Annotated in this window: 24 protein-coding genes and 1 tRNA gene; 7 read left to right on the top strand and 18 right to left on the bottom strand. The window is 64.5% G+C overall.

The features are described from left to right. Positions 1 to 59 precede the first annotated feature (59 nt). Positions 60 to 1,784, bottom strand: coding sequence for a Cache 3/Cache 2 fusion domain-containing protein (locus tag IVB23_RS37380; RefSeq protein WP_061882744.1), 1,725 nt, complete (start codon positions 1,782 to 1,784; stop codon positions 60 to 62). A 170-nt stretch (positions 1,785 to 1,954) separates the two neighbouring features. Between IVB23_RS37380 and IVB23_RS37375 the strand changes: the two genes are divergently transcribed. Further along, entirely contained in the window at positions 1,955 to 3,346 is a 1,392-nt protein-coding gene (locus IVB23_RS37375; protein ID WP_247805026.1) for a deoxyribodipyrimidine photo-lyase, read from the top strand. A gap of 66 nt (positions 3,347 to 3,412) precedes the next feature. Then, positions 3,413 to 3,715, top strand: coding sequence for a histone (locus IVB23_RS37370; RefSeq protein WP_247801958.1), 303 nt, complete (start codon positions 3,413 to 3,415; stop codon positions 3,713 to 3,715). 111 nt (positions 3,716 to 3,826) lie between these two features. On the opposite strand, the gene IVB23_RS37365 is transcribed toward IVB23_RS37370, so the two are convergent. Then, a complete protein-coding gene (locus tag IVB23_RS37365) occupies positions 3,827 to 4,699 on the bottom strand; it encodes a DMT family transporter (protein ID WP_247801957.1) in 873 nt (290 codons plus the stop codon). Positions 4,700 to 4,795: 96 nt separating this feature from the next. Next, positions 4,796 to 5,242 carry a hypothetical protein gene (locus tag IVB23_RS37360; RefSeq protein ID WP_061882748.1) on the bottom strand — a complete coding sequence of 149 codons (447 nt, stop codon included), beginning with the start codon at positions 5,240 to 5,242 and terminating at the stop codon, positions 4,796 to 4,798. Between the two features lie 301 nt (positions 5,243 to 5,543). On the opposite strand from IVB23_RS37360, the gene IVB23_RS37355 reads away from it, so the two are divergent. Further along, positions 5,544 to 5,807 carry a hypothetical protein gene (locus IVB23_RS37355; RefSeq protein ID WP_061882749.1) on the top strand — a complete coding sequence of 88 codons (264 nt, stop codon included), beginning with the start codon at positions 5,544 to 5,546 and terminating at the stop codon, positions 5,805 to 5,807. Positions 5,808 to 5,831: 24 nt separating this feature from the next. On the opposite strand, the gene IVB23_RS37350 is transcribed toward IVB23_RS37355, so the two are convergent. Both IVB23_RS37350 and IVB23_RS37345 read right to left on the bottom strand, forming a co-directional pair. Then, complete coding sequence (locus tag IVB23_RS37350; protein ID WP_061882750.1) at positions 5,832 to 6,293, bottom strand: host attachment protein; 462 nt, start codon at positions 6,291 to 6,293, stop codon at positions 5,832 to 5,834. Between the two features lie 40 nt (positions 6,294 to 6,333). Next, entirely contained in the window at positions 6,334 to 6,744 is a 411-nt protein-coding gene (locus tag IVB23_RS37345) for a DUF3775 domain-containing protein (RefSeq protein WP_197966222.1), read from the bottom strand. A 269-nt stretch (positions 6,745 to 7,013) separates the two neighbouring features. Between IVB23_RS37345 and IVB23_RS37340 the strand changes: the two genes are divergently transcribed. After that, positions 7,014 to 7,292, top strand: coding sequence for a hypothetical protein (locus IVB23_RS37340; protein WP_082822250.1), 279 nt, complete (start codon positions 7,014 to 7,016; stop codon positions 7,290 to 7,292). 107 nt (positions 7,293 to 7,399) lie between these two features. Here the strand turns inward: IVB23_RS37340 and IVB23_RS37335 are convergent, their stop codons facing one another. Next, positions 7,400 to 7,621, bottom strand: a complete 222-nt coding sequence (locus tag IVB23_RS37335) for a hypothetical protein (RefSeq protein ID WP_197966203.1) — start codon at positions 7,619 to 7,621, stop codon at positions 7,400 to 7,402. Between the two features lie 33 nt (positions 7,622 to 7,654). On the opposite strand from IVB23_RS37335, the gene IVB23_RS37330 reads away from it, so the two are divergent. Further along, complete coding sequence (locus IVB23_RS37330; protein ID WP_247801956.1) at positions 7,655 to 8,620, top strand: AraC family transcriptional regulator; 966 nt, start codon at positions 7,655 to 7,657, stop codon at positions 8,618 to 8,620. A 70-nt stretch (positions 8,621 to 8,690) separates the two neighbouring features. On the opposite strand, the gene IVB23_RS37325 is transcribed toward IVB23_RS37330, so the two are convergent. The 3 genes from IVB23_RS37325 to IVB23_RS37315 all read right to left on the bottom strand — a co-directional run bounded on the left by IVB23_RS37325 (position 8,691) and on the right by IVB23_RS37315 (position 10,175). Then, positions 8,691 to 8,767: transfer RNA gene (locus tag IVB23_RS37325), tRNA-Arg, on the bottom strand. Positions 8,768 to 8,917: 150 nt separating this feature from the next. Next, complete coding sequence (locus IVB23_RS37320; RefSeq protein WP_061881400.1) at positions 8,918 to 9,442, bottom strand: hypothetical protein; 525 nt, start codon at positions 9,440 to 9,442, stop codon at positions 8,918 to 8,920. Between the two features lie 160 nt (positions 9,443 to 9,602). Further along, complete coding sequence (locus tag IVB23_RS37315) at positions 9,603 to 10,175, bottom strand: hypothetical protein (RefSeq protein ID WP_247801955.1); 573 nt, start codon at positions 10,173 to 10,175, stop codon at positions 9,603 to 9,605. A gap of 180 nt (positions 10,176 to 10,355) precedes the next feature. On the opposite strand from IVB23_RS37315, the gene IVB23_RS37310 reads away from it, so the two are divergent. Beyond that, positions 10,356 to 10,742, top strand: a complete 387-nt coding sequence (locus IVB23_RS37310; RefSeq protein ID WP_247801954.1) for a VOC family protein — start codon at positions 10,356 to 10,358, stop codon at positions 10,740 to 10,742. A 53-nt stretch (positions 10,743 to 10,795) separates the two neighbouring features. Here the strand turns inward: IVB23_RS37310 and IVB23_RS37305 are convergent, their stop codons facing one another. Next, positions 10,796 to 11,293, bottom strand: a complete 498-nt coding sequence (locus tag IVB23_RS37305) for a hypothetical protein (RefSeq protein ID WP_247801953.1) — start codon at positions 11,291 to 11,293, stop codon at positions 10,796 to 10,798. Between the two features lie 254 nt (positions 11,294 to 11,547). Between IVB23_RS37305 and IVB23_RS37300 the strand changes: the two genes are divergently transcribed. Then, entirely contained in the window at positions 11,548 to 11,901 is a 354-nt protein-coding gene (locus tag IVB23_RS37300) for a GrlR family regulatory protein (RefSeq protein ID WP_028178611.1), read from the top strand. Here the strand turns inward: IVB23_RS37300 and IVB23_RS37295 are convergent, their stop codons facing one another. The 8 genes from IVB23_RS37295 to IVB23_RS37260 form a co-directional block, all read right to left on the bottom strand. Next, a complete protein-coding gene (locus tag IVB23_RS37295) occupies positions 11,902 to 14,589 on the bottom strand; it encodes a PAS domain S-box protein (protein WP_061881404.1) in 2,688 nt (895 codons plus the stop codon). It lies immediately after the preceding gene. A 212-nt stretch (positions 14,590 to 14,801) separates the two neighbouring features. Beyond that, positions 14,802 to 15,599, bottom strand: a complete 798-nt coding sequence (locus tag IVB23_RS37290) for an NUDIX hydrolase (protein WP_247801952.1) — start codon at positions 15,597 to 15,599, stop codon at positions 14,802 to 14,804. A gap of 4 nt (positions 15,600 to 15,603) precedes the next feature. After that, complete coding sequence (locus IVB23_RS37285; RefSeq protein WP_247801951.1) at positions 15,604 to 16,557, bottom strand: dihydrodipicolinate synthase family protein; 954 nt, start codon at positions 16,555 to 16,557, stop codon at positions 15,604 to 15,606. Positions 16,558 to 16,706: 149 nt separating this feature from the next. Next, positions 16,707 to 17,585, bottom strand: a complete 879-nt coding sequence (locus IVB23_RS37280) for an SDR family oxidoreductase (RefSeq protein WP_247801950.1) — start codon at positions 17,583 to 17,585, stop codon at positions 16,707 to 16,709. Between the two features lie 194 nt (positions 17,586 to 17,779). Further along, entirely contained in the window at positions 17,780 to 18,640 is an 861-nt protein-coding gene (locus tag IVB23_RS37275) for a MaoC family dehydratase (RefSeq protein ID WP_197969430.1), read from the bottom strand. A 205-nt stretch (positions 18,641 to 18,845) separates the two neighbouring features. Further along, on the bottom strand, positions 18,846 to 19,235 hold the full coding sequence (locus tag IVB23_RS37270; RefSeq protein ID WP_014494555.1) for an OB-fold domain-containing protein: 390 nt from the start codon (positions 19,233 to 19,235) through the stop codon (positions 18,846 to 18,848). Beyond that, entirely contained in the window at positions 19,235 to 20,392 is a 1,158-nt protein-coding gene (locus tag IVB23_RS37265) for a thiolase domain-containing protein (RefSeq protein ID WP_247801949.1), read from the bottom strand. Before IVB23_RS37265 ends, IVB23_RS37270 begins: the two co-directional genes overlap by 1 nt. A gap of 1,431 nt (positions 20,393 to 21,823) precedes the next feature. Continuing rightward, positions 21,824 to 25,315 (bottom strand): indolepyruvate ferredoxin oxidoreductase family protein, encoded by a 3,492-nt coding sequence (locus tag IVB23_RS37260; protein WP_247801948.1) that lies wholly within the window; start codon positions 25,313 to 25,315, stop codon positions 21,824 to 21,826. Between the last annotated feature and the right edge of the window lie 89 nt (positions 25,316 to 25,404).

The following is a 25,404-nucleotide window of genomic DNA, read 5'->3' as shown; positions in this document are numbered from 1 at the left end:
GGTGCGCAATTGCGCACCATAGTTCGGTCCTACGGACCGCCCCGGAATGACTGTAGCGATTACGCCGTCCGCACGCGGTCGAGGAAACCGTCGACCTCGGCCTTCAGATGCAGGCTCTCGCCGGACAGCGCCTGGGCCGAGGCAAACATCCGGCTCGAGGTCTCGCCCGTCTCGCTGGCACCCTTGGCGGCGTGCCGGACGTTGACGGCGACCTCGGTCGTGCCTGAGACCGCCGCGCGAACGCTCGCCACGATGTTGTGGGTTGCGCTTTTCTGCTGCTCGACCGCAGCCGAGATTGAGCCGGCAATGCCGCTGATGCGCTCGATGGTCTCGCTGATCGCCTTGATGGCCGCGACCGATTCCTCGGTCGCAAGCTGCATGCTCTCGATCTGGTTCGATATCTCGTCGGTCGCCTTGGCGGTCTGGCCGGCGAGCGTCTTGACCTCCTGAGCCACCACCGCAAAGCCGCGGCCGGCATCGCCGGCGCGAGCGGCCTCGATGGTGGCGTTCAGCGCCAGCAGGTTGGTCTGCTCGGCGATCGAGGTGATCAGCTTGACGACGTCGCCGATGCGCGTGCCGGCCTCCGAGAGCTGCGCAATGCGCTGGTCGGTCGCCTCTGCCTGCCGCACCGCGTCGGCGGAAATCTGGTTCGATTCCTGCACCCGGCGGGTGATCTCGGAGATGGATTGAGATAGCTCCTCGGAAGCCGACGCCGCCGAACGCACATGCTCGGAGGCGGTTTCGGACGCTCCGGCCGATTGCGCCGACAGATCCGCCGTGGCACGCGCGGCATCGGTGAGTTGTCGCGCAGCGCGCTCGAACTCGCCGGACGATGCGAGCACCTTGTCGAGAATGCCGCCGACGCTGCCGCGGAACTCCTCGACGAAGCTGCGCAGCTCCGCCTTGCGCTGCTCGGCTGCGGCAGCGGTTGCCGCCGCCTGCTCGCTACGCAGGCGCGCCCGCTCCTGCGAGTTGCTCCTGAACACCGCAACCGTGCGGGCGATCTCGCCGATCTCGTCGGCACGGTCCTCGCATTCGATCGCGACGTCGCTCTGGCCCTCGGCAAGCGCGGTGAGCGAGCGCGTGACTGAGGTGAGCGGCCGGGTGATCCGGCGGACGACCAGCAGGGTCAGAGCCAGCACCAGAAGCGCGGCAAGCCCGGCGGCCGCCGCCATGCTCTCGATGGCCTGGGCCAGCATGTTCTCGTACTGGATCATCGGGATGCCGACATAGAGAATGCCGGCGACCTTGCCGGTCGAGTCCAAGATCGGGAAATAGGCGGTCATGAACGTCTTGCCGAACAGCGTAGCCGGCCCCTTATAGGCTTCGCCACGGCGTAGCGCGGCCTGCCCCGGATGATCGGCGGCAAGCTGGGTGCCGACGGCGCGGTCGCCGTTTTCCTTCTTCACATTGGTTGAGCGGCGGACAAACTGGCCGTTCGCCGCGTCGAACACGAACAGGGTCGCATTGCCGCCGACATAGGACACCGCGCGATCGACGATGGCATGGTCCTTGAAGTCGGGCATCTTGGGGATCTCCGCGCGCACGACCGCGCCGTCCTGAACCGTGATCTTGGCCTCGGGAACGGTCTCCGCGAACGCCAGCGCCAGCGTGCGCAGGCTGACGTCGATGTCGCGGAGCGCGCGATCATTGAAGGCGGAGGTCAGCGACCAATAGCCGGCGCCGACCACGAGCCCCGTATTCATGGCGATCAGCAGCACGGCGCACAGGACAGCCTTGGTGCCCAGCTTGAACTGCGGCAGGAACTTCGAAGCTTTGAACATGGATGGAATGGCCCCAGTAATTCCTGCATAATCGTGCAATAGGTTTACGGCGGCATTAACGACCATCATACCGCTGCAGGCGGCACGCCTTTCCAAATCGTAAACGAGGACATCCCCTGACCGCGCCAAACGTGCCGCCCATCATCGTCTGGTTTCGCGACGATCTCCGCCTGTCCGACCACCTCGCCCTGCACGCCGCCGCGAAGACCGGAGCGCCGGTGGTCTGCCTCTATGTGCTCGATGAGACGACCGGGCGGGCACCGGGTGGCGCGGCGCGCTGGTGGCTGGCGCAGTCGCTGCGGGCGCTCGGAACCGAGATCGCCGAGCGCGGCGGATCGCTGGTCCTGCGCAGGGGACCGGCCGCCAGGGTCATCCCCGAGGTGGTGCGCGAGAGCGGCGCCCGCGCCGTCTACTGGAACGGGATCGCCCAGGCGCCGCATCAGTCGGTTGAGCGAGCGCTCGAATCGGCGCTGGCAAAGCTCGGAGCAGACTCGCAAAACTGTCCCGGCGATTTGCTCGTCCCACCCTCGGCGATCCGCAACAAGGACGGCCGGGGCCTGCGCGTGTTCACACCATTCTGGCGGCGCGTGCTGTCGCTCGGCGATCCGCCAAAGCCGCTGCCCGCACCGAAGGCGCTGCGCCCTGCACCAGGGATCGACGGCGATCGTCTGGAGAGCTGGAAACTCGAGCCGGCCAAACCCGATTGGGCGGGTGGCCTGCGCAAGGCATGGAGTCCCGGCGAAGCCGCGGCACGAAGCCGCCTCCGCCACTTCCTCAAGCGCACCGCACGCGCCTATGCCGGCGACCGCGACCGCCCGGACCGGGAGGGCACCTCGCGGCTCTCGCCGCATTTGAGGTTCGGCGAGTTCAGCCCTCGCCAGGTCTGGCACGCCGCGCGGTTCGCCGCGGCTGAAGATCCGGCGCTCCGGCCGGGCATCGAAAAATTCCTGAGTGAGCTCGGCTGGCGCGAATTCTGCCGCCATCTCCTCCACGACCATCCCAACCTCGCCACTGAAAACCTGCAGACCAACTTCGATGGCTTCCCCTGGACGCGCGATGACAAGGCGATCGCTGCCTGGCAGCGCGGGCGCACCGGCTATCCGATCGTCGATGCCGGTCTGCGGGAACTCTGGCACACCGGCGTGATGCACAACCGGGTCCGGATGGTGGTCGCCTCCTTCCTGGTCAAGCACCTGCTGATCGATTGGCGCGAGGGCGAAGCCTGGTTCTGGGACACGCTGGTCGATGCGGACCCCGCCAGCAATCCCGCTAACTGGCAGTGGGTCGCCGGCTGCGGTGCAGACGCAGCGCCCTATTTCCGCGTGTTCAATCCGGTGCTCCAGGGCGACAAGTTCGATCCGGACGGCGCCTACGTTCGGCGCTGGGTGCCGGAACTGAAGAACCTGCCGGCCAAGCTGATCCACCAGCCCTGGCAGGCAACGCCGATCGAGCTTGCGAGCGCGGACATCACGCTCGGCAAGAGCTATCCGCAGCCGATCATCGATCATGCCAGGGGACGCGAGCGTGCGCTCGCCGCCTACGCAAAGATCCGCAGAGGTTGAGCGCCGCTTTGACACAATTTCGAAACCCGCTATCGTCATCTCCTCAGTCAAACCGCGGGGGACGATATGGACGACGAAAAGCCGATCACCGAACAGGCGATGGACACAATCACCAGCGCCGTGGAAGGGACCAAGGACGCGGCGGTCACCGCCGTCAAGCAAGTCACGAAAGCCGCCAAGAAGGTCGCGAAGAAAGTAGGCCCGAAGAAGACGTCCAAGAAGAAGGCCAAGAAGAAAGCGAAGACGTCCTCAAAGAAAGCGGCCAAGAAGACCGCGAAGAAGGCCGGCAAGACATCTGCGAAAAAGGCTGCCAAGAAAGCCGTCAAGAAAGCCGGCAAGAGGAAGAAGGCCAAGAAGGCGAAGCGCTGATCACGACGCTCAGAACAGGTCTCCGGGAGTGGACATCCGCCTGGAGACCTGCCCCAGGATACGCGACCCTTGCCGCGCGGCGGCCCGCTGCGACCTTTTCCGGATCATGCTTCAGAAGCGCCGGTTGACGACGAACACCGCCGCCGCGCACATCGCCATGCCGGCAATCGCCAGCGCATCGAGTCTTTCCCCGAACAGCAGATAGGCCATCAGCGCGGTGACGGCGGGCACCAGGTAGAACAGGCTCGCGACCGAGGTTGCTGCAGCGTGGCGGATCAGCCAGTACAACAGCCCGATCGAACCGATCGAGAGCGCTACGGCGAGCCAGGCGAGCGCGAGCACGAACTCCTGTGTCCAATGCACCACCCGGTCTTCGAACAGGAATGCCCCGATCGCGAAGAAAATGGTGACGGCAACGTATTGCAAGAGATTGCCGGCTCGCCAGTCGATGTGGTTGCAATAGCGGCGCTGATAGAGCGTACCGAGCGTGATGCTGATCAGCGAGACCACCGAGGCAAGCCAGCCGAGCCCGGCTTCGCCGGTCATGGGACGGTTGTGCAGGATCAGCACGACGCCGCCGAGGCCGAGGACGAGGCCGGCCCATTGCACCGGCGTCACCTTCTCGCCGAGCCAGCGATTGGCGATGGTCGAGGTCAGGATCGGCTGCAGTCCCGGAATCAGCGCAGAGAGTCCGGCGGGAATCGAATGCGCAATCGCGATCGCGGTGCCGCCGAGATAGAAACCGTGGACGAGGATTCCGGCGACCGCGCTGTGCGCGATGCCGATCCGGTCGGGCCATTTCGGCCGCGCGATGCCTGCGATGATCGCCATCAGCCCGACCACGATGGCCATGCGGATGGCGAGATAGGTCAAGGGATCGGCATCGTTGACCACGTATTTGGTGCCGATGAATCCCGTGCTCCAGAGCAGGACGAACAGGATCGGCGCGGCGCGGGCGGTCAGGTTTTCTTGATTATGGTTCATTGCCGCCTCATTGCCTCAGCGAAGGCCATGCGGCAATGCGAATTTCGTCCGGACGATGTTGCGCTGCGGCGGATGACAGCGGTCTAGGTCAGCTCATCACCATTCTTCCGGGCAGGGATCGATGATCTTCCAGAGCTCGACGCCGTTCTTGATCTTCTTCATGTCGGTGGTGAGTCCACCATTGCGACGAATCCAGTCCTTCACCTTGTCGGGGTAGTAGGACATGAGATCGGAGGTGCCTTCGGCGCTGGTGACCTTGATGCCGAAGGTGAACGCCTTGTCGTAATAGGCCTGGTGGAAACCGAGGCTCGCGCGCGGCGTCACGCAAATCTTGTTCATCGGCACGATGCCGAGCACGAGCGTGCAGGCCGAATTGCAGATGCCGTCGATGATGACGCGCTCGCCTTTCTCGCGCACGCGCTTGTACTTGGCCTTGTACTCCTCGACATAGCCGCCATGGTCGCGGGTAATGTGCAGCTCGGCGCGCGCCGGCGTACCGGCAGCGACGGAGAGCAACAGCAGGCTCAGAAGCGTGATGCGCATGGCGAGGTAACGGCGATGGCCTTCAGGAAGGCACCGACCTTGAAGGACCCGCAAGTGATCCCGTGGGGACGGCGGCAGGATTCTTGAGCAAATACTCTTTGGTCATACTTGTGTGGGGAATTCGTTAAGCATCCGGAAAAGGCCAAAAATGGGCAGCTTTCGACCGCATGTCCGGCAATTCTGTCACACCCACCCGAAAATCTGCAGGACCGGCCATGATTTCGGGCCTCCGCAGCGATGCCTGACCGCCCGAAATTGCTATAGATGGCTGATCTGTTCGAGCGGGTTCCGGAGAATCGAGATGAGCAAGTTGACGCTTGTAGCCGCGGTTGCGGCCCTGACGGCTGCAATCCTGGCCCCTGGCCTTGCGGAGGCGAATGGATATCACCGGCACCACCGCTCCTATGCCAACCCGCTACCCTACCCGATCAGCTATCTGCACAATTACGGACCCGGCATCACCCCCGGCACCTTCGCTTATTACGACGGTCCGTCGACCAACTACTGCTACCGCAGCGCGGCCGCTTATATCGGGCAGGACGGCCGGCGGCACCCCTGCTACTGAGGCGCCGCGCCCTGTGCGGGTGCCCTATTTCGCGGCACCCGACAGCAGCAACTGCTTCTCAATCTCGTAGACCGGCAGCTTGACGAGGTCCTTGCTGACCTCCCCCTGAAGCGCCTTGCGCACGGCGTCCGAATAGTCGGCGCGGATCATGCCGAGCGCGCGCGGTGAGGCCACCATGGTCAGGGCCTTGGTCTCGCCGGAGCTGACGGCAGCATCGAGCCGGCCCGCCAGTCCCCGCAAGAAGGCGCGCTCGGCCTCATCGTGCCAATCGGTCTGCTCGACTGAGCTGCGCGCCCCGCCGGCCGCCGGGTGCAACCGGCCCGGCGCGTCGCTGCCTTGCGCGGTAGTCGAGGGGTTGGACTGCTCATGCACTTCCCTGGTGTGGAGATTCGGAAACTTGTCGTCGCCGAGGTTCTCCAGAATGAGCGCCTTGCGCCCGTCGCACACGACCAGCCAGTCGCCCTTGGCCATTCTCATCTTGTCCATCACACCTTCTCCTTGATACTTGCAGGCGCAGCATCCGGCATCAGAGCTGTTCTTCGAATTCCTCGAAGGACTTGCCGAATTGCGCCATCGCCTCTTCCAGATAGTCGGCGAGCATGGGCGTGCCGATCAGGTAGGAGGCAGTGCGCTGGTTGTGCGCCTGCGCGGCCTGAGCGCGCAGTTCGCGCCAATCGGAGAGATCGCCGTCGCCGCGGCCAAGCCAGGTCAGCGCCACGAGATCGATCTGCTCGTCGATATTGAGGTCGCGGATGAAGCCCACAAGCTCGGCACGATCGGTGGTTGCGCCGCGTCCACCGCGGCCGAAGCTCATGTCGTCGTCACCGGACTCCAGGATGACACCGTTCCCGGCCGCTTCGCTGTCGGACCGGCGCGACTTCGAGATGACGAAGAAGACCTTCTCCGGCGAGATCGACAGATTTGGAATGACTCGCATCCAGCTCACCTTCTCCGGCAGCACGCACAACGCCGCTGCCATGTCGTCGACACTAAAAGCCAAGGCAGACTTGCGAATTGCGCAGGATCAAGGTCCAAGTCACAGGTCCAAGTCACGGGCATACCCTCGTGGCCCAAGCCAGCTGGCCTGCTGGGGTCGGGGCCGGGCCAGCTAGCTGAAGGTTTATTCATCAGCATTACATTTCGGGTCCGCCACAATTGATCCGAACAACTTCGATATCCTGCATCGCGTAAGCGGAGGAAGACATCATGAATTTCAAGACTGGCCTCGTCGCCACGTCCCTGCTCGGCGCCCTCGCGGCGTCGTCGGCGGCATCCGCCATGCCCATCGCTCCTGCACCGGCGACACCGCAGATCTCCGGCGTCGAGCAGGTCCGCATGGTCTGCAACGCCTGGGGGCGGTGCTGGTGGCGCCCGAACTACTACGGGTATTACGGGCCGCGGCCATATTACGGCCCACGGTACTATGGGCCGCCGCGCTATTACGGCCCGCGCTATTATGGTTACCGCGGCTATCGTCGCTGGTGACGGTTGAAGGGGCCCTCAGGGCCCCTTCGCTTTTGCAGGATCATTTCTTGCGCGGCCGTCCCCGGCCTGGTTCTGATCCAGATCAAAGATGAAATAAGCCGATACCGTCATTCTACATGGTGACGAAGCGACGGGGTTTCGTCCTTCGCCAGTGACGCTTGCATGCAGCATTTCATCGATCTCGCCTCCGGCGAATCGATGAGTCGAAACGTGTCGGAGACATCGATCCGGCGCGGATCTGATGGCATGATGTCCGCAATACTACGGTCCGGAATCCGGTTTACTGAAACGCGATGTTTCGCCATTGATGGCGATGCATCGACATTCATTTGATTTTCTCATTTCAGCAGCTGGCCGGAACCATGTTGTTCGACGACCTCGCTCCGTCCTCCGCGCTTCAACTGATCGGGTTTTCCGATATAGATGCGTTTCGGCCGATCGAGACGATGGAAGATGCGAGAAGCATTCCATTGGACATCCCGAACTTCGCGGCGGCCCGTGCCGTCGTCTCCCTGCCGGCGTGCCGCATCATCATGATGAGATCGTTCGCACGCATCCTCGATACCGCCTATCGCATGCCGGGTGGGATGGTGATCCTGTCCATGACCGACGACCTCCAGGTCAACTTCAAGGGAATGGATCTCGACGCCCGCTTCTTCGTTGCGCTCCGCGGCAACGATGAGTGCCATTTCGTCGAGCCGCGGACCAATCATCATGCCATGATCATCTTCTCCCCTGCGCTGAGAGACCGGGGCTGGTTCGACCACGTCGACGATTTGCGGGCGCATGTCGCGAACCGGCCCGCCCTGCTGCACACGCGACAACTCTTGCTCGACATCCTGCGCACCGCGTCGGTGCAGCCGGGCCTGTTCGAAACCACCGAGGTTGCGGCCCATCTCCAGGAAGGCCTGCTGCTCGCTCTCGACGATCTGTTCCGGATCGATTCGATCCCGGATCGGAGCATCTCCGTCCAGGGCGAGCGAGCGATCAAGCTCGTGCAGCGCATCGACGACTACGTCGCGACCTATCCGACCACGCCGATCTATACCGCCGATCTCGCCCGCGCGTTTGGCGTCTCGATCCGGACGCTCGGCGGCGCCGTCAGCATTGTGCGCGGCATGAGCCTGCACCAGTACATTCGCCTGAAAAGGCTGTGGGCGACCCGCTCCCGCCTCCTCAAGGGCGGCGGCGTCACCGTTGCCACCTGCGCACGCGCCCACGGCTTCCTCCATCTCGGTGAATTTGCCGCAGCCTACCGCGCGATCTTCCACGAGGCGCCCTCCGACACGCTGTCACGCGGCCGGCGAAGCGGTGTGTCGGCAGGCTGATTGACGCCGCGGGCACCGCGACCGTGCCGGCATTAGCGCCGTTTCGGAACATATCTAGAACACCAGGGACTGGCGCGCTCGGAAGGATTCGAACCTCCGACCCTCGGAATCGAAATCCGATGCTCTATCCAGCTGAGCTACGAGCGCCCTGGCCCGGGCACCGGGCCACCGAGATTCGCCAGACCGCGCTAGTGACGGACCAGCACACCGGACGGCGTTCGGATTGGTTCGAATTAGCAGAGAGCCCGGCCAATAAAAAGCCCTTCCGACCTCGATCGAGGCGGGTCGAAGGCGCTGTCACCAGGTCGTGTTGAAGAGACCGAAATGCGGCTGCTGAGCGACCTGCATCATCGGCCGGCCGGGCTGCGGCGCCGGATGCGTCCTGACGACCTTGCGCTTGGGCTGTGGAGCCGGCACAGGAGAAGCTTGAGCCTGAGCGATCTGAGATTGCGTGGCCCCTGCCTTCTTGGCGGCGGCGGTATTGGTCCTCGGCTCCGGCGTGAACTGGGCGAAGGTCTCGCGTACCCGCGTCTTAGCCGAGATCTCGGCTAATGCCGGCGAGACGCCGTCCTGTACCGGCGGCTGGGGAGCCGCAACAGCGGCAGTCTTCACCGCAGGTGCAGCAATCGTCGGCTGGCTGGTGTCGAGCACGACACGCTCGGGCAGATGCCGATTGGAGCGGATTCGGATCATGGGCTGGTCGTTGCCCGCAGTGGTCGCGACGGCTTGTGCTATGGGCGCCGCCGGGAAGACGAAATCCGCCGCGAACAACAGTGCGAGCAAGGCTCCACCGACAAAAATGAAATACCTAAAGATGGGCATCGGCCGCGCTCCGCCCCCCGCATCCCCGCGTGGGCTCTCCGCCTCAACAGGCGATCTCTCAATTGGTTCCTGACCCAGCCATTTGGTTCAAATGGCGATGCAGAGTTTCTTGGCCAAGGTCCGCGTAGAGTAACTTTTCCGCTACCGGAACGTGCCGCCTTTAAGCGCGGCGCGCTGCGACCAGCGAACATCTCGCCTGATCGGCATTCACGTTAACGAAGCCGACGGGGATACGCGCAAACGTCTTGCGGCTCTTCATGCTGACTGCATCCGCCAATACCCGGCTACGGTTGGTAAGATGACTGCCGTCGCGCCGCGTAAACGCGCAGACGATCTCGACATCTTTAACGGCATAGTCATTGTCGTTTCGCAGCGTTAACGTCACCAGGGCTTTGGAGCCGAGGCCGCCGCGGCGCCAGGTCTGCGATGAAATCCTGAGCCGACTGAGTTCCGCCGTTGCAGGTGCCGGAGCTTCGGACGCCGATGACACCACCGCGGACGCATCGCCCGAAGGAGCCGACTCAACAGCCGCCAGCTCCGGCCTCGCCGCCTCAGCACCATTGCCCTCGGAAAGGGGCAGCAGCATCCAGATGCCGCAGCCGACGATGATTGCCGCCAGCAGCCACAGAAGACCACGGCCAAACAAGACGCTTGCGATCGTTACGGCCCGCGCCAATCGTTCGCCGGTTCCGGCGAAGCTCCACAATCCGATCCGGTCGAGCCTGGCACTCATGGTTGCAGCACCGATCGCAGCCGAGCACCATGAACGTTGGACTTGGCCACTGTTACCTTAATCCGGGCGAGGAACTAAGGTTCCCGCACGTGATGCGAGTCGGCAAGGACGGTGGCGACCACCGACCGAGGCCGCTAACATGCGCCGCAACATCGGAAGGCCCCGTTGGGAGAATATGAAATGCCAATCGCCGTCACTTGGGATCACGTCCATCTGCGCAGCCCCGATCCGGAGGCCACCGCGACCTGGCTGCGCGACATCCTTGGTGGCGAGATCGTGCGCGCGCCAGGACGGATCGACGTGAACCTCGGCGGAGCCAGGATCTTCATCGCACCGCTCGAGGGCGACAACGCCGTCAACCCGCCGCCCCCGCATCCGCATCAGGGTCTCGACCATTTCGGCCTGACGGTGAAGGACATCGATGCCGTCGCCGCCGAGATCAAGGCCAAAGGCGTCACCTTCACGCGCGAGCCGACGACCATTCGGCCCGGCGTGCGCATCTGCTTCATCCGCGGCCCCGAAGGCATCTCCATCGAACTGCTCGAGCGCGACAAGAAGTACACCTGACGCGGCGCCGCCGCCTCAGGCATGCCACCGGGACGACGTGAGCCCGCGCGGGGCTAAGTCATGCTACCGGGCATAAAGCAGCGGATGGTGACGCCCATGTAGCCGTAGATCGGCCAGACCATGGTGCGTCCCACTCGGTTCGGCTCCGAGATCACGGCCTCCTGGGGCACGTCGACCCAGACGAGTTCCTGCTGCTGGCCGTCGAGCGCGTAGCCGTAGCGCGGGACGCGGACGCGATAGTGCCCGTCCTTGCTGTCCCAGTCGGAGTCCGAGAGCGCCGAACCGTCGGCATCGGAGCAGCAAGGCCCCTTGCCGCTGCGCAGACTGTCGAACCAGGCCTTCAATTCGGGATTGGTGTTGGCGAACTGCCCGCGGTCGCGCGCGTGCCCCGAGGAGGCTGCGAGCGCGATCAAAGCCAAGGCGGGCGCCAGCCGCGTCAGGTTTCCCCGGTGTATCGCGTCGCCAATCCGCCGTTGTTCGCTTTTGCAATTCGTGGGACGCGCACTGTACAGACGCGGCTCATTGCCGCCGGAATCGATCCAGTTGGTCACGTTCGTCTTGCTCCAGCACCCCGCGGCCAGTGCAACAATGGTTATGCATTTCGCGGGCCAACTCTGATTCGCAACGTCGAGCCTCGCCTCACCATCAGAGCGTCATGATGGTGTCACTGACAAGCCGGGACAACTACGGCTCGCAGGTCGGCGCGCTGACCGGCAAACTGCCGCGTTGCGCGAGGAGATCGGCTTTGGCATAAAAGCCGGACCGGTTACGCCATTGGGCGATGGCGGCCGGCCCACGGGACGTTATGAAGAACGGCCTCTATTCAATTCACGTGACCCTGCTCGATGGTCGAGTCGGCAAGGGCAGCGGCGTGATTCTTTTCCGCGACGGCAAGATTCTTGGCGGAGATGCCTACCTCTATTACACCGGCAGCTACACGGTGAAGAACAACAACACCTTCAAAGGCGAGGTGCTGGTGCAACGGCACACTTCGCCTCGGGGCGACGACAATCCGCTGTTCGGCGGCCCTGCCCCGGTCGGCATCGGCGTCAGCGGCACCTACACGGACACGCGCGCGGAGATGACGGGCACAGCGCTGGTCGGCAAGGCCAGCCTGATTTTCGGCGCCACCCTACACAAGCTCGCAGAGGTCGATTAGCTATTCCGCAGCCTGCTCGAGCGGCGCCACGCGCGGCAGGATGATCTGGATACACGTGCCGCCGCCCGGTTCGGAATCGAGATCGAGCCGTCCGCCGAGCCGGTTCGTAACGATGCTGTAGACGATGTGCAGCCCAAGGCCGGTGCCGCCCTGGTCGCGCCGCGTCGTGAAGAACGGATCGAAGGCACGGCGGCGGACGTCGAGCGACATGCCGCAGCCGTTGTCAGAGAAGATGATCTCGACATTGTCCTTGCCGGACTCGCGCACCTGGATCTCGATGGTCCCCGGCCGGCCGTCCGGGAAGGCGTGTGCCACCGAATTGAGAAACAGGTTGGTCAGCACCTGGCCGTACGGACCAGGATAGCTGTTCATGGTCAGGTCCGGCTGGCACTCGACGTTGAGCGTCAGATTGTGCTTGCGCAGGCCCGGCCGCAGGCTCATCACCACCTGCTCGGTGAGGTCGCCGAGATCGAAAGTACGCTGGTCGGAATAGTTGCGGTCGGCTGCGACCTGCTTGAACGATTGGATCAGCTCGGCGGCACGGTTGAGATTGGAGACGAGCTGCGAGGACGCATCGCGGCTGGTGTTGAGGAAGTCGTTGAGCGTGGAGCGGCGCAGCTCGCCACGCTCGACTTCGGCGGTGAACATCGCGGTCTTGCGCTCCAGCGCGGAGGCGACCGTGAGGCTGATGCCGACGGGATTGTTGACCTCGTGGGCGACACCGGCGACCAGGCGCCCGAGCGCGGCGAGCTTCTCCGCCTCGATCAACGAGGCCTGGGTTTCGCGCAGATTGCGCAGCGCGGTTTCGGCGGCTTCCTTGGCCTTGCGCATTTCCTGCTCGCCGCGCTTGCGCTCGCCGATGTCGAGCGCGACGGTCACGATCCGCTCGATCTCGCCCTCGGCATCGAGCAGCGGCAGCTTGTTGACCAGCCATTGCCGCATGTTGCCTGCCGCGTCCTTGTACTCCTCCTCGTAGAAGCCGAGCCCCTTGCGGAGCTTGAGCACCCTCTTGTCGCTCTCGTCGGACTTGGCCGCGCCATAGCGTGACATCAGATCGGCCGTGGTGCGGCCGAGCGCATCGCCGGGCTCGATGCCGAAGATGCCCGCCATGTAGCGGTTCATCAGCACGTAGCGGAGCTCGCGGTCCTTGACGTTGATCACCGCGGGCACGGTGTCGATGACCTGCTGGAGCAGGCGCCGGCCTTCGGCGATGGCGTCCTCCGCGCGCTTCTGGTCGGTGATGTCGCGCAGCGTACCCTCGTAGCGGACGATGTTGCCCTGCTCATCCCGCACGCCCGTGGCGCTGTCGGAGAGCCAGAGGATGTTGCCGTTGCGCTGGCGTACCTGGTACTCGAATTCGCGCACCATGCCGTCGCGCGCCATCAACCGCTGGTATTCGGCACGCGCCTCGGGATGGACGTAGATCGTGTGGGCGATGTCGTTGATGCTGTCGATCAGCTGCTGCGGGCTGTCATAGCCCATCATCCGCGCCAGCGCCGGATTGGCATTGAGGAGGTCGCCGGCCGGCGTCGTCACATAGATGCCGTCGACCGAGCCCTCGAACAGCTTCCGGTAGCTCTCTTCGGCGAGGCGCTGCTCGGTGAGCGCGTGTACCGCCGCCTCGCGCGCCGTGTCGGCTTCCTCCAGCGCGCGGCGGAACACTTCGGCCGCCCGCGCGATGTCGCCGATCTCGTTGTCGAGCTCGGCGGACGGAATCGAGGTGTCCTTCCGGCCGGCCGCAAGCGCGCGGATGGATCGCGCGATCTGGGCGAGCGGACGCACCGTCCTGCGTACGACGAACAACGCAGCGGCGATGCCGATCAGCACGCCGATCGTACCGAGCACGATGCTCTGCCACCGCGCCTCGGTCAGGGTGCGGGCAAAGTCGCGCGACAGCACGTGTCCGCGCCTTGCGCTGACCTCGCGCAGCAATTCGGTGACGCGGCCGATCAATCGGCCCTCGGTGCCCAGCACCTCGCGATCGATGTCGGCGATCTGCCGTTCGCGGACGGCGACGGCCATGATAGCCTCGGCATAGTCGTTCACCGCAGACTTCAGCTTGGCATCGCCAATATCAAGCGCCCGCATCCCTTGCGCGGCCTGCTCGGCCGCGGACGGGTTGCGCGCGAGCAGCCCGACCGCGATCCGGCTCTGCGCCTCGGACAGGCGGGATGCCAGCTCGCGGTCCGCAGTGCCTGCGATGGCTGCATCGAACCGTTCGCGCAGCGGCGGCAGGCCGGCGAGCAGCTGGGCGCGGCGGTCGATCAGGGTCGAGATCCGCTCCAGACCGTTACGATAGGTCGCAAGCCGCTCGGTGACCCCGTCGATCATGTCCTGCTGTTCGGGCGCGAGCTCGATGCGGGTCTTCTTCAGGATGTCGCTCAGGGTCGAGGCCGCCTCGCCCACCTGCTGGAACTGGATGCCGGCGCCGGGGTCTGTGACGAAGTCTCGCGCGGCGACGCGCAGCTCGTTCATGCGGCGATCGATGTCCTCGGCGAGATCTCCGACGCTCTGGAGCCGCTGCAGCTCGGCGAATGTCGTGTCGATGTGCCGGATCGCGATCACGCTCGCGGTCGAGGTGACGATGATCACCGCCAGCATCAACAGAAAGCTGCCGAAGGTGAGCTGGCCGATGGAGAGCGAAAATGTTCGCCTTTTCTCAGGGGGCGGCGTCAATTCGGCGGACATTGCTGGTTTGAGGACCGGGCTGCTGGAGACCCAATATACGACGTATTGCCGCCCGGGGGGAACATGCCTCGGGGCGCGGAATATCGTTAATATCGGGTCATGCCGCCCGAGCGCTGCCGCGGTCGAAAACACCGCGAGCGCCGACAGCTGATGTCATGGACGGAACCGAGCGCATCCGCGGTCGTCGATACTTCGCTACCTATCGAAGTGTGTCAGCCGACAGCCCCCACCTCGAACACCTCGCCGTCATAACCGGCTTCGCGGGGGATGCGGAGCTGGCGGCCGGCTTCAGTCTTGGTCATGACCGGCATGACCGTGACGATGGACAGGCCGCGGGCGTGCTCCAGCGCCGCGCTCACGTTGGGCTGCTTCGCAAGCCGGATCAGATTGCGCGTGGTCGGAAACGGCAGCTTAAAGCGGCCGCTCTCACCGCCCTCCACCGCTTCGCGCGGCGAGACCCAGATCGAATCCGTGGACTCGCGGCCGTCGTGGGCGCCGAGTTGATCGGGCGGAGCTGCCGCGAGGAAGAACCACGTGTCGAACCGCTTTGGCATGCCCTCCGGCGTGATCCAGTGTGCGTAGGGCACGAGCGTGTCCAGCGCGAGCTGGAGGCCATTGTCGGCGAGAATGTCGAGAAAGCTGATCTTGTGCTCGTTGAGCGCGACCCGGTGTGCGTCGGCGATCTCGCCGGCACGCTTGGCGTCGACCGGCGCGCCGATATCCTTCGATCGCGCCAGCAGGATGCCGCTCTCTTCAAAAGTCTCGCGGATCGCGGCGATACGAAATCCGCGGTCCGCTTCGCTGAGGCCCTCCCCGCCGGAATACAGGTCCGAGCGCGCGACGATCTCCTTGTCGCCGGCGTCGACGCTCCCGCCGGGGAACACCAGCGCGCCCGAGTTGAACTCGATCTGATGATGGCGAACCATCATGAACACCTCGATGTCCCGTGCTGCGCCGTCGCGCAGCAGGAGGATCGTCGACGCCGGGCGTGATGCTGATGTTTCGGCCATTCGACTAGCCTGCGGCGCTGGATTGGGGGCCGAGATTGGCGCGCTTGTCGACACGGGCCACGCGCGACAGCAGGTACTCGACTTCAGCCTTCGCCGCCGCCGTGATGGTGGCGCCGGGCTTGCGCTGGGCGCTGGAGGCGATGACGCCGCGCTTCTGCAACACGTATTTGCGCACGGCAAGGCCGGCGCCCGGTTGCTGCTCGTAGCGGATCAGCGGCAGGTGCGCGTCGAACAGATCATGCGCGGCATCGCGCTTGCCTTGCTTCGACAGGCGCACGACATCGATCAGAAGCTCGGGGAAGGCGTAACCGGTCATGGCGCCATCGGCGCCGCGCTCCATCTCGAAATCCAGGAAGAGCCCGCCATTGCCGCAGAGGATCGAGAGTGGCCGGAGCGAACCGTCCTTCTGGAAATTGCGTAGCGCCGAGATCTTCTCCAGGCCCGGCCAGTCCTCGTGCTTGAGCATCACGCAGTTCGGATTGTCCATGACGATCTTGCGGATCACCGCAGGCGTGAACACCACCGACAACGTCAGCGGATAATCCTGGAGCACCCAGGGCACGTCGGGGCCGATCGCCTCGGCCGCCTGCTTGAAATAGCCGATAGTCTGATCGTCGGTGCGCAAGCTGGGCGGCGGCGCGATCATCACGCCGGCCGCGCCCGCATCCATCGACGCCTTCGCCAGCGAGCGCATGGTGGCAAAGCCCGGCGCGGAGACGCCGACGATCACCTGCATCTTCTTGGCGCGCTTGACGAAGCGCACCGCCACCTGCTCGGCCTCGGCCGCGTCGAGCTTGGGGGCTTCGCCCATGATGCCGAGCACCGTAACGCCGTCGCAGCCGACCTCCTCGTAGAAGTCGGTCAGGCGGTCGATCGAGCGCTCGTCGATCCGGCCGTCGTCGTGGAACGGCGTCGGCGCGATTGCGAAGGTGCCCTTGGCGTCGGCGGTTAGTTTCATCGTCTTTCCTGTCTCTCTCTATTCGTCATTCCGGGATGGCCGTGGGCCAGGCCCAGAATCCATAACCACAAGCCGGGGTTATGGATTCTCAGATACGCAATTGCGTATCATAGCTCGCGACTTCGTCGCGCCCCGGAATGACAGTGTGGCTAAAACCGCCGCGCCCCCATCTTGATCTGCTCCTCGGAGAAGAAGATCTCCTTGGCATGATCGGCGATGTCCCGGGCGTTCCAGCCCGTGTGCGGCGGTTTCCAGCCTTCCATTTCCATCATCCGCATCTCGCGCACGCCGCGGGGCCCGGACACGCCCAGCACCTTGCCGGTCTGGTCGCCCGACAAATCGCTGACCATGTATAGCACGGCCGGCGCGATGCCGTCCGGCCCCAGCGCCGCGCCGGGGTTCTCCTTATAGCGGGGCAGGTCTGCGGTCATGCGGGTCAGGGCCCCCGGGGCCAGCGTCCAGACCCGGATGTTGTACTTGCGGCCCTCGATCGCCAGCACGTTCGACAGGCCCCAGATGCCGCCCTTGGCCGCACCGTAGTTGCTTTGGCCGAAATTGCCGATCAGCCCTGATGTCGAGGAGGTGTTGACGATGACGCCACCGCCATTTTCCCGCATCCAGCGAAACACCGGCAGGGTGCAACAAAAGGTGCCCTTCAGGTGCACCTTGATGACCTTGTCCCAGTCGGCTTCCGAGGCCTTGGCGAAGGTCTGGTCACGCAAAATGCCGGCATTGTTGACGAGGATGTCGGCGCGGCCAAAGTGCTTGATGGCGTCGTCGAACACCGACTGGCCGCCTTCCATGGTGGAGATGTCGGCACCGTTGGCGACCGCCTTGCCGCCCTCGGCCTTGATCGCGTCCACCACCTGCTGCGCCATGGACCTGTCGGCGCCGGAGCCGTCGCGTGGCCCGCCGAGATCGTTGACGACGACCGAGGCCCCTTCCCGCGCGAACAGTCTTGCGTAGGCCTCACCGAGCCCCCTGCCCGCGCCGGTGATCAGCGCAACCTTGCCGTCGAGCAGTCCCATGATGGCTTCTCCCTGTTTGCTCTTCTTCCTTCGCCTCTCCCCGCTTGCGGGGAGAGGCCTGAAATCAAGCGCAGCTTGATTTCAGGGTGAGGGGGAGCCTCCGCGTACTCGACTGTCACCGTCCCCGGGGAGACTCCCCCTCACCCCACCCTCTCCCCGCAAGCGGGGCGAGGGAGCGCGCCGCCGGTGTCCGCCTAACCCAGCACCGTCTTGCCGTTCTTGATCACGGTGACGCCGCGCGACTTCACCTTGGCTTCGAACGAGATCACGTTGCCGTCCTTCCAGAGGTCCATGGTCACGGTCTCGCCGGGATAGACCGGCGAGGAGAACCGCGCGACGTGCTGGCGGAACGCGCTTGCGTCGTAGTCGGCATAGGTCTGGAGCACGCCGCGGCAGGTGATGCCGTAGGTGCACATGCCGTGCAGGATCGGGCGCGGGAAGCCGGCCTTCTTCGCGAACTCCGGATCGGAGTGCAGCGGATTGCGGTCGCCGCAGAGGCGATAGACCAGCGCCTGGTCCGGACGCGTCGTGATGTCGATGGTCTTGTCGGGCGCGCGCGAGGGGATCTTGTGCGGATCGGGTTGACTCAGGTTCGGCCCGCCGAACCCGCCGTCCCCACGCGCAAAGCGCGAGGCAACCAGCGTCGCCAGCTTCTCGCCTTTCTCGTTCTTCAGCACGGTCTGGTGAACGATGACGACGCCCTTGTCCTTGCCCTTGTCGTAGACCTCGACGACGGAGGAATCGGCGGTGATGTTCGCGGCGACCGGCATCGGCTGGTGGAAGGTGATGTCGCGCTCGCCGTCCACCACCATGACGCGGTTGAGATTCATCTCGCCCGGCCCCGAGCCCCACGCCGCGACGGAGGCAAAGGTCGGCACCACCTTCAGCGGCCGCGGCGTCAGCGTGCCCTCGTTGACGAAGGCGAGTTCCTTCTCGTCCATGGGATCGGCGCCGAGCCCGATGCCGTAGGCGTAGAGCATCACTTCACGGTCGGTGTAGGCGTATTTCTGGCCGATGTTCTTCAGGCCTTTGAGTTCTTCGTATCTGGCGGACATTCTCTGGTTTCCTCCCGGCGTTTCTTCGGCGGGCGGCGGCGCCTATTGATGCGCCCTCTCCCCTTGTGGGAGAGGGCCAGATGCTGCCCGCAACAAACTCATTTGGGTGAGGGGTTGGCTCCACATCGAAAGCTTTCTCCGCGGAGCGATACCCCTCATCCGGCGCTTCGCGCCACCTTCTCCCACAAGGGGAGAACGGAAGATGCTAGGCCGGCGTGAAGAACGGCAGCGGCGCGCCGTCGGTCGGCTTGAACACCACTTTCACCTTCTGGCCGATCTTCAGCTTCTCCAGATCGCAATCGACGAAGTTGGTCTGCACCGACGGCCCCTCCTTCAGCGTGACGTAGCCGATGGCGTAGGGACCGGTCGGCGATTTCCGCATCAGGCTCCAGGTGTAGATCGTGCCCTCGCCCGACGCCTCCTCCCACACGGTCTTGTCGGAGTAGCAGAACGGGCAGATCGAGCGCGGGAAGTAGTGCGCTTCGCCGCAGGCGGTGCAGCGCTTGATCATGAACTTGCCCTGCTTCGCCGCGTCCCAGAACGCTGCGGTTTCCGGGTTCGTCACCGGCGCCGGATATTTCTTTGCATCTACCATCACACGCGCTCCAGAATGGCCGTCGAGGCGGCGTGGCGGACGCCCAAAAGCCCGCCGGTGCCGTGAGCGATCGCGAGATCGCAGTTCTTGACCTGCACCTTTGGATGCGCCTCGCCGCGCAGCTGCCGCACGGCCTCGAGGATCTTGGTCATGCCGCCGCGGTTGACCGGATGGTTGCTGCAGAGGCCGCCGCCGTCGGTGTTGAACGGCAGCTTGCCGACGCCCGAGATGAGGTTGCCGTCGGCGACGAACTTGCCGCCCTCGCCCTTCTTGCAGAAGCCGAGGTCTTCCAGCTGCATCAAGACGGTGATGGTGAAGCTGTCGTAGATCGAGGCGTATTTGATGTCCTTCGGCGTGATGCCGGCTTCCTCGAACGCGCGCGGGCCGGACCAGACGCCGGCGGAATAAGTGAGGTCGAGATCCTTGCCGCCGCGCGGACCCTTCATCGCCTCGCCATGCCCGATCAGGCGCACCAGCGGCTTCTTCAGGCTCTTGGCGATCTCGGGCGTCGTCACGATCAGCGCGCCGCCGCCGTCGGAGACGACGCAGCAATCCATGCGATGCAGGGGATCGGAGATCATCGGCGAGTTCAGCACGTCCTCGACGGTGACGACGTCCTTGAGCATCGCATGCGGATTGTATTGCGCGTGGTGCGATGCTGCGACCTTGATCCAGGCGAGCTGCTCCGAGGTGGTGCCATAGTCGTGCATATGGCGCATGGCACACATGCCGTAGGCATTGTGCGTGGTCGCGCCGTAGGCCGTCTCGAAATCGACCTCGGCGCCCGCCGCGCGCGGCGGCATCGCCCCGGTGCGCGGCTTGCCGGCGAGCGTAACAAGCGCGATCGAGCATTTGCCCGCCGCGATCGCCTCGGCGGCATGGCCGAGATGGATGATGTAGGAACAGCCGCCGGTCTCGGTGGAATCGACGTGACGAAGCTTCTTGGTGTTCAGGCCGAGATAATCGACCATCGGCCAGGCACCGCCGGGCGCATCGCCCGCGCAGAAATAGGCGTCGATATCGTCCTTGCTGATCCCGGCATCCTCGATCGCGCCCTTGGCGACCTCGGCGTGGAGCTGGGCGGTGGATTTGTCCGGCGCATGCCGGGTCGGGTGTTCGTAGATCCCGGCAATGTAGGCCTTGCCCTTGATGGTCAAACTTCAGTCTCCGCTCGCGTGGCTTGTGGCGTCGTTTTTTCTGAACCGCGGGGGGCGGATTGGCAAGCGAGGAAATATTCCGCCCTGCGAGAGGGTAGCGGGGCGGCGAAGGAGCCCGTCCAAAGCCAGGCCGCAGACAGGAAGCGACCCTGCCCGCCGCGTCGTCATTGCGAGGAGCCCTTGCGACGAAGCAATCCAGAGTCCTTCCGCGGAAGGATTCTGGATTGCTTCGCTGCGCTCGCAATGACGGAATTCGCGGAGAACGACGCCGCATTTCCACTCACAACTGAATCGCAGACACACGCTCGCATCCTCGCGGCGCATGTCGCCCGAGTTTTGCTCCCGTCTTGCTCCCTCCAAAAACAAAGGGCGCAGGGAAGACCGGGTGCCGGCTGGGCACCCACGGTCCGCTGTGCGCGAATTGCGCGAAGAACAGATGCACAGCGGCATACAGGTGCGGCCCAACATCCGGCCTTCCCTGCGCAGTGGCTTTACGGCTTATGTCGCGCTCTCCCCGGGGAGCGATGCACTATTGCCCCCGTCGCCTTGCGAGAGATCCGCAAGACTTGACGTACAGACCCCGGACGTCAGGACCACACGATTTTGCCGTACGCGAGACCGCGCCCGTCGTGCGCGCGAGAGACTCGCGCGACGCAGCCCGCGTCCACCGCCACTCACCCCGCGTTTCGTGACGATCGCGATACGCCCCTTTGAGTGGGATGAGGTGGCGGATGGATACGACGATTCCGAATTTCGGTAAAGCGGAATGTTTTTGTGCGCGCGGCTTGACCCACGGCCTGGGTGTTTTGCCCGACGGGCAGCACAACGGATGGTGCCGCGGGTCTACGAGCTAGCTGGAACGTCTTAACCTCCAGAACGAGCCAGCAGCTTCGAAATTCTGATCTCAGCCGCTCCGGCGCCGAATAAGCCATCGCCGTCCAATCCTTGCAGGTCGTCGTAGTCCAAAAGGGGCTCGGACACGCTCTTTACGGGATCACTGTCCGAGTACCGAACCAACCAAGCCCTCTTTGATATCGGATCTCGCCTGACAAAGTCGGGGATGGGCCAATCTGACCGATCCCAGTTGGGCACCTTGCCGATGATCACCCACCGCCCCTCAATCAGTCCGAGGTCTCCGAAGCGAATTCTAGCCACGGCCTGGTCAGGATGAAGATGATCGAGCGTTGCCGACGCTGACGTTTCAAGACGCGGACCGAAAAAGTAACCCAGCAGAACCCTTCCCACGTGGGTCGACCTCGCGACGACTCCACGAGCAAATCCGCCATTTCGGAGCGGCATTGCGAACACGGAGCCTTCTTCATAGGGCAGCTTCATCTGCTGTCGATGGTACGGTACGTCACCTTGCGAGAAGCACGCGTCGAAGGAAGCTGGTGGGTTACGCAAGCGCTAACCCACCCTGCACAGCAGCCCCTACTCCGCCGCGATCTGCCGCGGCGCCGGCGGCGGGCTCGCGAGGTCGGCGGCGAGCTGGGCGTAACGAAGCTTGGCGTCGGCTACCGCCTTCTCCTTCACCGGGCCGTAGCCGCGGATGCGGTCGGGCAGTGAGAGCAATTCCACTGCGGTGTCGATCGTGACGGGGGACAGCAGGCCGAGCACGGTGGCGACGTCCTTCTCGTAGCCCGTGATCAGGTCACGCTCGAGCTTGCGGTCGGCGCTGCGGCCGAAAATGTCGAATGGCGTGCCGCGCAGGAACTTGAATTTCGCCAGCACGCGGAAGACGTTCAGCATCCACGGGCCAAAGGCGCGCTTCTTCGGGCGGCCGAGCGCATCGACGCCGGACGCCAGGATGGGCGGCGCGAGGTTGAAGCTGAATTTGAAGTCGCCCTCGAACTGGTCGCGGAGCTGCTGCTCGAAGGCCCCGTTGGTGTAGAGGCGCGCAACTTCGTATTCGTCCTTGTAGGCGAGGAGCTTGGCGTAGTTCACCGCGACCGCCCGCGGCAGCGCATCGCCATAGCCGGCTTGCATGGCAGCATCGCGAACCTGGTCGACCAGCTTGCGATAACGTCTTGCCAGTCGGCCATTCTGATAGGCGGTCAGGTGCTTGACGCGATGCTCGATCACCTCATCGAGCGTCATCGCGTCCAGCGTCTTCGGCGCGACCACCTCGTCCGTCCCCTTCAGCATCGCGGCAAGACGCGCGGGGTCGGCGACCGCGAGGCGGCCGAGGCGGAAGGCTTCCTTGTTCATCTTGATCGAGACGCCGTTGACCTCGATCGCCTGCTCGATCGACTCTGCCGAGAGCGGAAACAGCCCCTTCTGATAGGCGTAGCCCATCATCATCATGTTGGTCGCGATGGCATCGCCGAGGAGCTGTTCGGCCGGTCTGGTGAAGTCGAAGAACACGGAGTCCTTGTGCAGCGCCGTCTCCAGCACCGAGTTGAGCTTGCGGGTCTGGAAGTTGAAGTCGCGGTTGAGGACGAAGTCGGCGGTGGGAATGACGTGGCTGTTGATGATGCCGCGGGTGCGGCTGGTGTCGCAGAGCGAGATCGTATCCTTGGCGACCGCAACCACCTCATCGGCCGCGAGCACGAGATCGGCCGTGCCGGTGACGATGCGCGAGCAAGTCACCTCCGCCGGATGATCCGATAGGCGAACGTGGCTGAGCACCGCCCCGCCCTTCTGCGCAAGACCGGACATGTCGAGGATCATCGAGGCCTTGCCCTCGATATGGGCGGCCATGCCGAGCAGCGCGCCGATGGTCAGCACGCCGGTGCCGCCGACACCGCCGACCGCGATGTTGTAGGGCTTGTCGAGAGTCGGTCGCGAGGCCGGCTCAGGCAGCTCGCCGATCTCGCTGAGCTCGGCCGGCGCACGGTGACGCGGCTTGCCGCCGTCGACGGTGACAAAGGACGGGCAGAAGCCGTTGAGACACGAATAGTCCTTGTTGCAGGAGGACTGGTTGATGGCGCGCTTGCGGCCGAACTCGGTCTCCAGCGGCTCGACCGAGATGCAGTTCGACTGCACCGAGCAGTCGCCGCAGCCTTCGCAAACAGCCGGATTGATCATGACGCGGCGCGCTGGATCCTCCATCAGGCCGCGCTTGCGGCGGCGGCGCTTTTCGGCGGCGCAGGTCTGCACGAAGACGATCGCCGAGGTGCCCTTGTACTCGCGGCACATCTTCATGACGCTGTCGAGCTCGTCGCGGTGATACTTCTTCACGCCGGGCGCGATGGTGTCGGCCGGATAGGCGTCGGGCGCCTCCGAGACCAGATAGATCTCGCGGATGCCTTCGGCGTGGAGCTGGAAGGTGATCTGCTGCGGCGAGAGATCGCCGTCATGGCGCTGGCCGCCGGTCATGGCGACGGCGTCGTTGTAGAGGATCTTGTAGGTGATGTTGGTCTTGGAGGCGACCGCCTGGCGGATCGCCAAAAGCCCGGAGTGGAAGTAAGTGCCGTCGCCGAGATTGGCGAAGATGTGGTTCTCATTGGTGAAGGGCGCGATGCCGACCCAGGGCACGCCCTCGCCGCCCATGTGCGTAAAGGTCTCGGTCGAGCGGTCCATCCACAGCGCCATGAAGTGACAGCCGATGCCGGCGAGCGCGCGGCTGCCTTCGGGGACTTTTGTCGAAGTGTTGTGGGGACAGCCGGAGCAAAAGTAGGGAGTGCGGGAGACAGGGGCGACCGCCTGCATCTGGGTCGCCTGACGGCCGTTGAACCAGTCGGCCTTGACGCGGAGCATCTCCGCGATCTCAGGGTTGAGATTAAGTCGAAGCAGGCGTTCCGTGAGCGAGGTCGCAAGCGAGGCGACGCTCAGCTCGGCGGCGAAGGTCAGGAAGCGCTTGTCGTGCTCGTCCATCTTGCCGACGATGCGCGGGCGGACGTCGTCGCGCCAGTTGAACAGCTCCTGCTTGACCTGGTTTTCGACGATCTCGCGGCGCTCCTCGACAATGAAGATCTCTTCGAGCCCGACCGCAAACTGCCGCACGCCTTCCGGCTCCAGCGGCCAGGGCATGCCGATCTTGTAGAGGCGAAGGCCGATCTTGGCGGCGACCTCCTCGGTAATCCCCAGCTCGCGCAGCGCCTGGCGCACGTCCTCATAGCTCTTGCCCGACGCCATGATGCCGAAGCGGGCGTTCGGCGAATCCATGGTGACGCGGTTGACCTTGTTGGCACGCGCGAAGGCGATGGCGGCAAAGCCCTTGTAGTCCTGCAGGCGCCGGTCCTGCTCGAAGCGGTCGTCGGGCCAGCGCAGGTTGAGACCGCCGGGCGGCAACTCGAAATCGGTGGGAATGATGAAAGGCTTCATCTCGTCGGTGAGGTCGATCTCGGCGGTGGTCTCCACCGTCTCGGTGATCACCTTCATGCCGACCCAGCAGCCGGAATAGCGCGACATCGCGATGCCGAGCAGGCCCATCTCGATCATCTCGTGGATGCTGGAGGGATAGAGATAGGGCATCAGCGCCGAGATGAAGGCGTGGTCGGACTGATGCGGAACGGTGGAGGATTTTGCGCCGTGGTCGTCACCGGCAAGGCACAGCACGCCGCCGTTCTTGGCCGAGCCGGCGGCATTGCCGTGGCGGAACACGTCACCACAGCGGTCGACGCCCGGGCCCTTGCCGTACCAGATGCCGACGACGCCGTCGTATTTGGCGCCGGGCGAGAGGTTGAGCTGCTGCGAGCCCCAGACGGCGGTCGCGGCGAGGTCCTCGTTCACGCCGGGCTGGAACTTGATGTTGTACTGTTCCAGATGCTTGCGGGCGGCGAACAGCTGCTGGTCGTAGCCGCCGAGCGGCGAGCCGCGATAGCCGGAGATGAAGCCCGCGGTATTGAGGCCGTTGGCGCGGTCGCGCCGGATCTGGGCCATCGGCAGGCGGACCAGGGCCTGGATGCCCGTGGTGAAGACGTGACCGGTTTCCTGGGTGTATTTTTGATCGAGACTGATCGGACCCTGGTTGATGCCCATGCTGTCCTCGTTTGGCCCTGCTCAGGCCTTTGTTACTTAAGCTCGCTTAAGCCGTTGCCTTCCCGTCGTTTTTAGCTAGGGCGCGCCGA

Source organism: Bradyrhizobium sp. 191, from assembly GCF_023100985.1.
Lineage (GTDB): Bacteria > Pseudomonadota > Alphaproteobacteria > Rhizobiales > Xanthobacteraceae > Bradyrhizobium > Bradyrhizobium diversitatis.
This window is presented reverse-complemented; position numbering and strand designations above follow the sequence as displayed.